This window comes from Gallibacterium faecale (genome assembly GCF_027920745.1).
Lineage (GTDB): Bacteria > Pseudomonadota > Gammaproteobacteria > Enterobacterales > Pasteurellaceae > Gallibacterium > Gallibacterium faecale.
This window is the reverse complement of record NZ_JAQIBB010000094.1, coordinates 1-12,119: the sequence shown is the minus strand read 5'-3', so window position 1 is coordinate 12,119 and position 12,119 is coordinate 1. Positions and strand designations below refer to the sequence as shown.

The following is a 12,119-nucleotide window of genomic DNA, read 5'->3' as shown; positions in this document are numbered from 1 at the left end:
GCTTATTCATTTCTTGGACGGAATCACCATTTATTATTTTATTTAATTTCATTTGCATCCTTATTGATTAAGTTCATCTGATAAAGTTTTAGCAACCTGATAAATAGCTTTTTTAGCTACTTCATTGCTCTTTCTAAAATTTTCTAAGAGTGTGATTTCTTCACCTTCTGGGTTACACTCAAGTTCATCAATAAACATAGCTCCAGAGCCAGTTAAAAGCCAGTTTATATTTATCCTCATTCGTGTACAAATTATTTGCATCCCTTCGGCATTTGGCTCTCTTACACCACTTAAATAACTTTGACCTGTTCGATAAGGCAGTCCTGTAACCTCAATAAACCCTTTTAATTTCAATCCCTTAACTTGGCAGGCTTGTTGTAGCCTCTTGGATATACACATTTGTATAAAATCCTCTTGATTTTATTTATACGTTTGTGTATATTATAGGGATTAATTAATTAGAACTCAAGGTTTTATGGCACAACACTTCCTTCTCACAAGCAAAGCTCGTTTGCTTTCGCCTATCAAGATAGTCAAACTATCGGATGACGAAACACTGTCTATGCTTTGTCAGTTACGTTGGCGAAGTAATAATGAGCAAGTTTGTCCGAAGTGCGATGTAAAACACAAAGCCTATTTTATCTCTACTCGCAAGCAATGGCGGTGCAAGCATTGTAAACATACTTTCAGCATTACTTCAGGGACGATTTTTGCCAATCATAAGCTACCACTTCAAACCTATTTATTTGCGATTGCCTTATTTGTGAATGCGGTAAAAGGCATTTCCGCCTGCCAACTTTCTCGTGATTTAAATGTGCAGTACAAAACAGCTTTCACTCTTGCTCATAAAATTCGTGAGAGTTTAATTGTGCAACGTGAGCTTTTTCCCTTGTCAGGTGAAGTGCATATTGACGGAACTTATGTACATTCCGCCCCTCGTCCAAAGAATAAGAAAAGTGAACGTGTGGATAGACGGTTAAAAGCCAATGTCAATCCGAATAAACGTGCGGTCTTAGTGATGCGTGAGCGTTATTCAGAACAAGATACTTTAAACAATCCAAATCTTGTTGGTGCAAAGAAAACCATCACTTTTCCCATTCTCTCTGAGAATAGCGAAACTGTGAAGAAATTAGCAACCGCCTATATTGAGCGAAACAGTCGCATTCATGCGGATGAAAATTCAGCGTATGATGAATTGATAGTCGATTACGATTTGCAACGAGTAAACCATCAGCGTGAATATCGTAGTGATGACGGTATTACGAATAATCTCGCAGAAAGCTATTTTGCTCGTTTCAAACGGATGTATTATGGACAAGTCCACAAAATGTCAAATATCTACCTTGATAACTATGCTAATGAAATAGCCTATCGGGAAGATACTCGTAAACTGGATAATTTAACCCTGTTCAATGATGTTATAAATAAATGTCTCAATACATCATCGGATAACGACTGGAAAGGCTATTGGCAAGGTCATCACAGACAAGTAGAGCGATTGGTGATGTAATGGCATATACGCTTGATAAAAAACTCAAAGAACTTGAATTTGAGCGTAAACAAGTACGAGAACATCTCTCGCTACTTGATGATAAAATCTATACTTTACGCAAAGCAATTCAGATAATGGAAGAAGAACATCGAGATGTTACCGAATACGATACCGCACAATTCCAATATCGTACTCGCCGCCGCCGTTTTACCACAAATTCAGCTACCTTAATTATCCGTTTACTCAAAACAGAGCCAAATCGTTATTGGCGAGTGGAAGAAATTACAAAAGCAATCCTCATAGCAGATAACCAACCCAATACCCCTGTAAATCGCACCTATATCAAGAATGTTCATGCGGCAATGGATAGATTACTCAAAAAAGGCATTGTAGAACGACAGTCAGACAAGGCTCACAAGGTGGCTTTATGGCGATTAAAAACCGAGAAATAATGGTTATCACTGTTATTTCTACGTTGCAATCTCTTTTAACCGCCACTGAATTACCTTAACCGAAGATTTCTCTTGCAAAACCTGTCTCTCAACAATGCCTTTCTCTTGTAATCGTCTTAATGCGTGTGAAAAGGCAGTTACAATTGAATGATGTTGCGATTTATGTTCGATTTTCCCTTCGATTTCAAATGCTTTAAACACCATCTCTTTCGCTGACATCCATTGGTTTGGGTAATGTTTAAACACTTTTGCAATATAATCGCTAGGGTGATAAGCGTATATTGAAATCGCACTCACATCACCAATAGATTTAGCTTTCCTCTTTCTTTCCTTCTTGATAGGGCTTGAAAACGGGTCACACTGTAATGCCACTAATGCTTGTTGTAGAGTTACTTGATGCTCTTTCGCCTTTTCAATACATTGCTCAAAGTGAGTAATTTGTTGAGTAAGTTCAGCAATTTTCTGCCGAATAAGGGTTTCCCCAGTCATTCTTGCCATAAATAAAAATCCTTATGATGTAAAATAACCACAAGGATTTTAGTCAAATTGAGTTAATTGGTCTTTGTGCAACTGCTACATAATACCGCAAAATCATCATTTCATCTTTTGTTTTTGGCTTACGCTCACTTTCCAACATTTCTTTTGCAACTTTGCGTGTCGTTGCTGCTCCTTCCAACTGAGCTGAAGTAATTGCTTCCTCCATAATCAACGACTTTAATAAAAAACGTTGCTGTTCCACGTTACTCAAACCTTCAAAATTTGTGGTGCCAACATTGCCACCACTCCTCTTATCAATAAAGTGAAGTAATGCTTGTAATGAAGTCGGTACTGCATAAGAAAATACAATGCCAGCAATATCAATTTCTGTTAATAATGCAGAACGATTAATTTTCGTAGCTAACCATGCTGCTTCTGTATTCTCAGGATAAATACGTTTAAATTTATCCCAATGTAAATAGCGTCCTTGCTCATCAATGGCCTTAAATTTTTCCATTAACTTCCATTGATTAGCTATATTATTTTGGATTAATTCATCAAATGGTTTAGGTTTAGAAACTCTCATAACAAAATTAAACTCAATTTTTAAAAATTGAGTTTAATTAAACATTTTTTTTAAATTGCGTCTATTTCTTTTTGTAAAACAAAAAGAAATAGCGAGGAAAATCCTCGCTATTTTCTGATAATAAGTAGGTTATTTAAAAAGCGATTTTTAACGCCATGCTTTGTATTGATTGATTAAACCATTGGTTGAGCTATCGTGAGAAGAAACTTCCTCATTGCCAACCAATTCAGGCAAAATACGATTTGCAAGTTGTTTACCTAATTCCACACCCCATTGGTCGAAAGTGAAGATATTAAAGATCACACCTTGAACAAAAATCTTATGTTCATACATCGCAATTAATGCCCCTAATGTAAATGGGGTGATTTCACTGAGTAAAATAGAGTTGGTTGGTTTATTACCTGTGAATACTTTAAATGGCACAATATGTTGAACATCAGCTAATGCTTTACCCGCTTTCACAAATTCAGCTTCCACTTCTTCCTTAGTTTTACCAAATGCTAATGCTTCAGTTTGTGCAAAGAAGTTTGATAGCAATTTAGTATGATGATCACCTAATGGATTATGGGTTTTCGCTGGTGCAATAAAATCACATGGAATTAAGGTTGTTCCTTGGTGAATCAGTTGATAAAAAGCATGTTGACCATTTGTGCCTGGTTCACCCCAAATAATTGGTCCAGTTTGATAATCCACAGGATTACCATTGCGATCCACATATTTCCCATTTGATTCCATATTTCCTTGTTGGAAATATGCCGCAAAACGGTGCATATATTGATCATAAGGTAAAATCGCCTCGGTTTGTGCACCTAAGAAGTTTGTGTTCCATAGACCAACTAACGCTAATGTTAATGGAATATTTTGTTCTGCTGGGGTAGTGCGGAAATGTTTATCCATTTCATGAGCACCACTTAATAAGGCTTCAAAATTATCAAAACCAATTGAGAGTGCGATAGAAAGCCCAATTGCAGACCAGAGTGAATAGCGGCCACCAACCCAATCCCAGAATTCAAACATATTGTCAGTATCAATACCAAACTCAGCGACCGCTTTAGCGTTCGTTGATAAGGCAGCAAAATGTTTTGCAATATGTGCTTCATCTTTTGCTTTGGCTAAGAACCATTCACGAGCAGAATGCGCATTGGTCATTGTTTCTTGTGTGGTAAAGGTTTTTGATGCCACTAAAACTAATGTTGTTTCTGGATCAACTTTCTTTAAAGTTTCAGCAATGTGTGTTCCATCCACATTAGAAACAAAATGCATTGTTAAGTGATTTTTATAAGGACGTAATGCTTCTGTCACCATATAAGGCCCTAAATCAGAACCACCAATACCAATATTAATCACATCAGTAATTGCTTTACCTGTGTATCCTTTCCACTCTCCTGAAATCACACGTTCGCAGAAGCTTTTCATTTTTGCCAATACTGCATTAACTTCTGGCATCACATCTTTGCCATCAACATAAACTGGTTTATTGCTACGGTTACGCAATGCAGTATGTAATACAGCTCGATTTTCAGTACGATTAATTTTCTCCCCATTAAACATACTTTCAATCGCTTCACTTACTGCCGTTTCCTCTGCTAATTGACGCAATAATGCTAATGTTTCAGTGGTTAAACGGTTTTTAGAAAAATCTACCAAAATATCTTGGTTAAATTTTAATGAATAGTGATCAAAGCGGTTCGCTTCTTTAGCAAAAAGTTGTTGAATGGTCACATCTTTTACTGCTTGTTGATGTTGCAGTAATGCTTGCCATGCTTTGGTTGAGGTTGGATTAATATTTTTCATACTGTTTTCCCTTTATATTTAAAATTAATCAATATATTCCACTAAAACTCGTGGCGTGAGTTTAGTTACTAATTCATAACTGATTACGCCAATAATTTCTGCTATTTCTTCTATAGGCAGCTCTTTGCCCCATAAAATAACTTCATCACCGACTTTATCTTCGGCATCAATCCCTAAATCGACAGTCAGCATATCCATAGACACTTTCCCAACAATCGGCACACGTCGCCCATTAACATATACAGGCGTTCCCGTTGGTACATCTCGCGGATAGCCATCACCATAGCCAATCGCTACCACGCCAATTTTAGTATCTTTATCACTTACCCAGCGTCCGCCATAACCAACTGGCTCACCTTTTTTATGTTCTCGTACCGCAATTAATGATGAAGTTAAGGTCATCACTGGAATTAAATCATATTCACTGCTAGGCGTATTATTGACAGATATCCCATACATAATAATGCCCGGTCGAATCCATTCTAAATGTGACTCAGGCCAGAATAGAATTCCCCCTGAAGCAGCTATACTTCTCTCCCCTTCTTTATCTTGGCAAGCGGTTAAGAAACGATCGAGCTGCTTTTCCGTATAGCCACAAGTTAATTCATCTGCACGACTAAAATGGCTCATAAAGCGAATCCGATTAACATTACTCGATTGAGATAGCATTTGATAATAGTGATCAACTTCTTCTAATTGCACGCCTAAACGGTGCATACCTGTATCAATTTTGATCCAAACATTAATTGGATTCGGTAATTTAGCTTGTAATAGATCTTCTAACTGTTCTGCACAATGCACGACCGTTTCAATATTATTGACAGCTAAAATCGGTAAATCACTGGCAGAAAAAAAGCCCTCTAATAATAAGATAGGCTTGGTAATTCCATTAGAACGTAAACGAAGTGCTTCACCTAAACGAGCCACGCCAAAACAATCCACATTATCTTGTACAGTTTGTGAAACAAATTCCACGCCATGTCCATATGCATTTGCTTTAACGACAGCAATAATTTTACTATTTGGTGCTAATGATTTTATCTTCTGAATATTATGTTTAAGGGCAAGAGAGCTTATCTTTGCCGTTGCTGCTTTCATGATACTGCCTTTGTTAATTAATAATTGTCGTTGTAATCGGAACCATACTGTAAATTATCAAATCGAGAATATCCGCCCATAAAGGCTAAACGCACGCTACCAATTGGCCCATTACGTTGTTTCCCGATAATAATTTCAGCTGTTCCTTTAAATTCTGAATTAGGGTTATATACTTCGTCCCGATAGATAAACATAATTAAATCCGCATCTTGCTCAATCGCACCGGATTCACGTAAGTCTGAGTTTACGGGGCGTTTATCCGCACGTTGTTCCAAACTACGATTTAACTGCGAAAGTGCAATTACTGGTACTTTCAATTCTTTCGCTAATGCCTTTAAAGAACGTGATATTTCAGCGATTTCTAAGGTACGATTTTCTGCATAGCCAGGCACACGCATTAATTGTAAATAATCGACCATAATCATCGCTAATCCATTCGGACTTTCACGATGAATTCGTCTGGCACGAGAACGTAACTCCGTTGGCGTTAGCCCAGAGGTATCATCAATATAAATATTGCTTTTCTCTTTTAACAATGAAATACAACTGGATAATCTTGCCCCCTCATCATTAGCAAAATCAATTTGCCCTGTACGTAATTTCGTTTGGTCAACTCGAGAAAGTGATGCTAACATTCTCGTCATTAATTGTTCCGCAGGCATTTCTAAACTAAAAATTAACACTGCTTTATCCTGATCGGGCGGTAATGCTGCATTTTCACACAAATTCATCGCAAAAGTGGTTTTACCCATTGAGGGACGAGCTGCAATAATAATTAAATCACCAGGCTGTAATCCTGCTGTTTTTTTATCTAAATCCGTAAATCCAGTAGAAACCCCCGTAATCCCTCCCAAACTTGGGTTTTGTGCTAAAGTTTCTATTTTAGTAATCGTATCAAATAAAATTTTAGAAATATTTTGTGGACCAGTATCTGAACCTGCCATTCGTTGCTCCGAGATCTGTAAAATTTTACTCTCGGCATTATCAAGAATATCTTTTACATCTTGTCCATTTGGCGAGTAACAGTTTTCAGAAATCGTATTACTGGTTGCAATTAACTCACGTAAAATCGCCTTTTCCCGAATAATATTGGCATAAGCTAATGCGTTAGCACTGTTTGGTGTTTTCTGTGAAAGTTCTACTAAATAAGAAAAGCCACCAACAGTATCGGTTAAATCTTTGCTACTTAACGCTTGTTCTAGGGTAATAAGATCGGCAGGTTTGCCATGACTTAATAAATTTTCTATCTCTTGGAAAATGACTCGATGAGCATAGGTATAAAAATCTTGTGCAATCACCGCTTCTACAACACGATCCCATAAACCATTATCTAACAACAATGCACCTAACACCGATTGCTCCGCTTCAATCGAATGAGGAGGAGTAAATTGTTCCATATCTTTAGAATTGATTGTTTTAGTTGCGGTTGTTTTAGATTGTGAAGTACGAGTAGGTGTCCAAGCCATAAAGTTTGCCATCTAGTCAATTATTGAAACGAAAGTATAGCAAAATTTATCTCAATAGGGGCATTATTGTTGTGTTGATTGTGTAATTTGTAATAAAAATATCCACTGATAAAAAGAGGCCTATGCAGGCCTCTTTAATATTCTTATTAATTAATTTATTTAATTACTTGTATTAATTCTTCTATGTTTGTCTTAATTTCTGCCAATGAATAATTAGGTTTAAAAATTGTTCCACCAACTCCAAATCCTGATACCCCTATATCTAAATAATCTTTTATATTGGAGACTTTAATACCTCCGACAGGAATAAGTTTAGTATTCTTAGGAAAAACACTCTGCCATGCTTTAATAATCTGAGGAGTTATTGACTCTGCTGGAAAAAGCTTTAATCCATCAGCTCCATTTTCAAGAGCTAAAAATCCTTCTGTTGGTGTCAATACTCCAGGTAACCAAATCATTCCATATTTTTTTGCCACATGCCCAACAGAAATATTAAGATTTGGAGCAACAATAATATCTGCTTTCAGATCATGTAATTGCTCTACATCTTCAACACTTAATACTGTTCCTGCACCAATAATTGCTCGATCATTCCAATACGATTTAAGTAATCTTATACTTTCAAATGGTTCAGGTGAATTTAATGGAACCTCAATGATTCTTACTCCTGCATCATATAATATATTAGTCACTTCAATACAATTTTTAGGAGTTATTCCTCTCAAAATTGCAACTATTGGACATTGTGTAAAATATTCATCAAATTGAGATATCATTTATTAATCTCCTTATATTTATTAAATACTTCAAGACTACCCCAAATAACAGTATTATCGGGTACAAGTGATACCTTAAAATTGAGGTAAGTAAATGCTTTTTCATATGCCATAGGAAGGTTACCATTACCCATTATCCATATTTCATCAAGATAAGTTGAGGCGCCAATTTCTGCACCAATTAATACTCCACTAAGAAAACTTGCTGAATAACTTTCTGGTAAATCCGATACTAATACTCGACTTCTGGCTTGAAAAATAGCATTTAATAAACCTCCTCCATTTGAAGATTTATATCCTACTTCTACACCTAATTTAAACCATTCTGATTCAATATCTACTCTATTCCCAAATGCTCCAAGTATTGAGGATTTACATAGAGCTGCAAACATTTCACCAGTAAGATAAGAATTAAAATCAACTATTAAACCATTCTTGATAGTAACTACTTTAGAATGAGTACCTGTTACAACAATAGATGCATTTCGTATATTCAAACGATGAATTGCACCAATTATTTCTGTTTCTTCTCCTCTCATCACATCAAATTTAGTATCCGCCTTATAAAGGCCCGGAATGATAAAAATATCCCCTAGACAAGAAGAAACCTTGGATATATTCCTTGCTAGGACTTCTGAATCACAGGGTAAAGGTAAATATTTTGTTTCAAACCATCCCTGTTTAGAGCCAATCATACCAGACATAATAATTGGAATATTTTTAGTAAATGTAGAAAGATTTTTTTCTAATACTTTTTCAAAGTTATCTTTAGATTTTAATATTCCTTCATCTGTAGAAATAATTTTCAAAATATCACCATTTGATTTTAACTCTCTTGCCCTAAATGATGAAGTTCCCCAATCAATAGAAATTACATTAGATTCTAATATTTCCATATCATATTCCTTGAATATTAAAAGAAGGTGTAGGTAAGCCCTGGTAATTAGTTTCAATTATTAAACATCTACCACCATAAGGATCTTCTTGAAGATCTAATTCTCCTCTACAAAGAGAAGTAATAAATAATGTTCTATAATCTTTACCACCAAAAGAACACATAGTCGGTTTTTTCATTGGAGTCCTAAATATTTGATCAATATTTCCATTAGGAGTGATCCTCAAAATCATTCCCTCATCAAGGCAAGATATCCAATAACAACCATCAACATCAATTGAAGCACCATCAGGTCTACCTACATTAAGATCTGAAAGATCTATATATAAATCAATATGATAAATTACTCCTTCATCAATATCATATTTACATTTAAATATGCGACGATATTTTGTATCTGTTTCACAAAAATAAAAAATATCACCTTTAGCATTAAATGCTGAGCCATTAGGAATAATTAAATGAGGTGTATTTAAATAACTTATTGAATAATTTTCTCTTCTTTTATAGAAAGAATACCAATTCCCATATTTATTTCTTTTTGAAATATCTTGATACATATTAGAAAGAATAAATCTTCCTTGCCTATCACAATGACCATCCCCAAACTTCATGCCTTCATACTCATGCTTAAAATCAAATAAAAGATGTTCCTTACCACCTCTAATAAGAAATATTTGATGTTCACCAGCCACAAGCAAATTATTATCATCTGTTGGGGTAATACAGCCTAAACGCTGATTAACTTTATATTCATATAACTGATTATTATCTTGACTATATTTATAAATCGATCCCGTTTGATCTATCCAATTCCAAGTTCTATCTCTATTATTCCAAAAAGAAGATTCCCCCACACTGTTCCTAATTGGAATATCTAAAATATGATCAGAGGAAAAATAATTAATTTTCATTACTTCATACCTCATTTATTACGAATAATCATATACCCATTTCTAAACAATGGGAAAAATATAGTAATAATTGCTATAGATAATAATGTAAGTGTAATCGGTCTATTATATAGAAAATCTAAATTTCCATTATATAACGCAAGTGATCTTCTAAAATTGGATTCAGCCATAGGTCCCATTATCATAGCTAATACAATCGGTGAAACTGGAAAATCTCTCATCCTAATAAAATATCCCATAATACCTGCAGTTAACATTATTCCTATATCAAAAACAGAATTATTAATTGCAAATGTTCCTACCAAACATAAACTTAAAATAATTGGAATTAAATATTCTTTTGGCATTGATAATATTCTTACCAAATACTTCAATGATGATAATCCAATAACAAGAAGGGAAACATAACAAATCAGCATCCCAGCAAATAATGTGAATACCATATCACCATGTTCTTTAAACAATAATGGTCCTGGCTGTAATCCTTGTAATGTCAATGCTCCCAACATAACTGCTGTAACTGCATCACCAGGAATCCCCAGGCTTAGCATGGGAAGCATTGCTCCTCCTGTACAACCATTTGCACCAGACTCCGCAGCTACTACTCCTTCAACTCTTCCAGAGCCAAACTCATCTCTATGTTTCGAGAATCTTTTAGCTTCATTGTAAGAAACAAAAGAAGCTATATCTGCACCTGCACCAGGAATAGATCCAATGCAGCTACCAATAAAGCCAGAGCGTAATATTAAAAATAACTGTTCTTTTATCTCTTTTATTTTAGGTATAACACTAGGTATCTGAAAGTTTTCTTTGGATATAGTATCATTAGATTCGGCTATAGCTTTGAAAGCCTCTGAACCAGCAAATAAACCTATCATTACAGGTATAAAAGGAATACTCATTAACTCTTGATTACCAAATGTAAACCTAGGATATCCAGACATAGGATCTAGCCCTATAGTAGATACTAATAATCCTAAAAAACCTGTAATTAGTCCTTTTAACAAAGATTTTCCTGAAATACTAATAATAATACTCAATCCAAACATAGCTAACGCAAAATTTTCTGGTGCCGAAAATTTCAAAGCAAATTTTGCTAAAATCGGTGCCATAAAGATAAGAATTAAAACACTTAAGATTCCACCAGTTACAGAACCAATAGTTGCAAATCCTAGAGCTTTTCCAGCTTGCCCTTTTTGAGTTAACTGATATCCATCCAATGCTGTAGCTGCTGCAGCTGGAGTACCTGGAATATTTAATAAAATAGCAGTAATAGACCCTCCATATACCCCTCCAAAAAAAACACCGCTCATCATTAATAATGCTTGAACAGGATCCATTCCAAATGTAAATGGTAATAAAATAGCCACTCCCATTGTTGCAGTTAATCCAGGCAGAACACCAATAATTAGACCAACACAAATACCAAAAATACCTAGTATTATTGCCATAGGCTGTTGAAATAGGTTATAAAACCCTGAAAATAATAATTCTAAATTATTCATTTTATTATTCTCCCTTTAATAGATACCAGAAAATATCTCGCCCATAGGTAATGGTACACTAAGTAAAATCTGAAATATTATATAAATAACAACCATAATAATAGTTGAAAAAATGAATATATAAGCTTTATTTTTTATCCCCAATAAAAACATTAAAAAACAAAGAAAAATAAAACAAGAAAGATAAAAACCAAGAAAATTCATAAATGCAATAGATAGAGCATTGAGGAACATTACAAAAATGGATTTCTTTATATTATGATTTGAAACATCATATTTAACACCAACAAATATCGTTTTAAATATTCCACATATACATAATAAAGAAAGAGCTGAAGAAAATATTATTGGAAATACATCGGCACCAATATCATATGATATAGATACTTTCGGAAAACTATATGCATAATATATAGAGAATAATCCTATCATTAAGAGAAATATATAGATAAACAAAGATAATCTATCCACTTTTTTATAATTGACATTCATAAAATTTCTCCTTAAAAAAAGAGCTAGATATATGATTACCTAGCTCGCTAAAAATTATTTTTTAATCCTAATTTCTGCATAATTTGATTAAAAAATTCATCATCTTTAACAATTACTTGTTTAAAATCGGATGAATTAAGATATGCTGGAGTTAAATTCATTTTCTCTAATG

At 34.5% G+C, this 12,119-nt stretch carries 13 protein-coding genes; 2 read left to right on the top strand and 11 right to left on the bottom strand.

The genetic code is table 11. From position 1 onward, the window contains the following. Positions 1-60: 60 nt before the first annotated feature. Positions 61-399 carry an XRE family transcriptional regulator gene (locus PF272_RS10485; RefSeq protein ID WP_271142714.1) on the bottom strand — a complete coding sequence of 113 codons (339 nt, stop codon included), beginning with the start codon at positions 397-399 and terminating at the stop codon, positions 61-63. 76 nt (positions 400-475) lie between these two features. Here PF272_RS10485 and PF272_RS10480 point away from each other — a divergent pair, with 76 nt between their 5' ends. After that, positions 476-1,510 (top strand): IS1595 family transposase, encoded by a 1,035-nt coding sequence (locus PF272_RS10480; protein WP_271142713.1) that lies wholly within the window; start codon positions 476-478, stop codon positions 1,508-1,510. Then, positions 1,510-1,944, top strand: a complete 435-nt coding sequence (locus tag PF272_RS10475; protein ID WP_271142712.1) for a hypothetical protein — start codon at positions 1,510-1,512, stop codon at positions 1,942-1,944. Before PF272_RS10480 ends, PF272_RS10475 begins: the two co-directional genes overlap by 1 nt. 18 nt (positions 1,945-1,962) lie before the next feature. Here the strand turns inward: PF272_RS10475 and PF272_RS10470 are convergent, their stop codons facing one another. The 10 genes from PF272_RS10470 to PF272_RS10425 all read right to left on the bottom strand — a co-directional run bounded on the left by PF272_RS10470 (position 1,963) and on the right by PF272_RS10425 (position 11,947). Next, positions 1,963-2,442 (bottom strand): hypothetical protein, encoded by a 480-nt coding sequence (locus PF272_RS10470; protein WP_271142711.1) that lies wholly within the window; start codon positions 2,440-2,442, stop codon positions 1,963-1,965. Positions 2,443-2,485: 43 nt separating this feature from the next. After that, positions 2,486-2,938 (bottom strand): hypothetical protein, encoded by a 453-nt coding sequence (locus PF272_RS10465; protein WP_271142710.1) that lies wholly within the window; start codon positions 2,936-2,938, stop codon positions 2,486-2,488. A gap of 216 nt (positions 2,939-3,154) precedes the next feature. After that, positions 3,155-4,801, bottom strand: a complete 1,647-nt coding sequence (gene pgi, locus PF272_RS10460) for a glucose-6-phosphate isomerase (RefSeq protein ID WP_271142709.1) — start codon at positions 4,799-4,801, stop codon at positions 3,155-3,157. Between the two features lie 24 nt (positions 4,802-4,825). Next, entirely contained in the window at positions 4,826-5,899 is a 1,074-nt protein-coding gene (gene alr, locus PF272_RS10455; protein WP_271142708.1) for an alanine racemase, read from the bottom strand. Positions 5,900-5,916: 17 nt separating this feature from the next. Continuing rightward, positions 5,917-7,365 (bottom strand): replicative DNA helicase, encoded by a 1,449-nt coding sequence (gene dnaB, locus PF272_RS10450; protein ID WP_065233876.1) that lies wholly within the window; start codon positions 7,363-7,365, stop codon positions 5,917-5,919. A gap of 155 nt (positions 7,366-7,520) precedes the next feature. Continuing rightward, positions 7,521-8,141 carry a 2-dehydro-3-deoxy-6-phosphogalactonate aldolase gene (locus PF272_RS10445; protein WP_271142707.1) on the bottom strand — a complete coding sequence of 207 codons (621 nt, stop codon included), beginning with the start codon at positions 8,139-8,141 and terminating at the stop codon, positions 7,521-7,523. Further along, positions 8,138-9,037, bottom strand: coding sequence for a 2-dehydro-3-deoxygalactonokinase (locus PF272_RS10440; RefSeq protein WP_271142706.1), 900 nt, complete (start codon positions 9,035-9,037; stop codon positions 8,138-8,140). Before PF272_RS10440 ends, PF272_RS10445 begins: the two co-directional genes overlap by 4 nt. 1 nt (position 9,038) lies before the next feature. Next, positions 9,039-9,950 carry an SMP-30/gluconolactonase/LRE family protein gene (locus PF272_RS10435; protein ID WP_271142705.1) on the bottom strand — a complete coding sequence of 304 codons (912 nt, stop codon included), beginning with the start codon at positions 9,948-9,950 and terminating at the stop codon, positions 9,039-9,041. A gap of 11 nt (positions 9,951-9,961) precedes the next feature. Then, positions 9,962-11,455 carry a tripartite tricarboxylate transporter permease gene (locus tag PF272_RS10430; protein WP_271142704.1) on the bottom strand — a complete coding sequence of 498 codons (1,494 nt, stop codon included), beginning with the start codon at positions 11,453-11,455 and terminating at the stop codon, positions 9,962-9,964. A 15-nt stretch (positions 11,456-11,470) separates the two neighbouring features. Beyond that, positions 11,471-11,947, bottom strand: coding sequence for a tripartite tricarboxylate transporter TctB family protein (locus PF272_RS10425; RefSeq protein ID WP_271142703.1), 477 nt, complete (start codon positions 11,945-11,947; stop codon positions 11,471-11,473). Positions 11,948-12,119 lie beyond the last annotated feature (172 nt).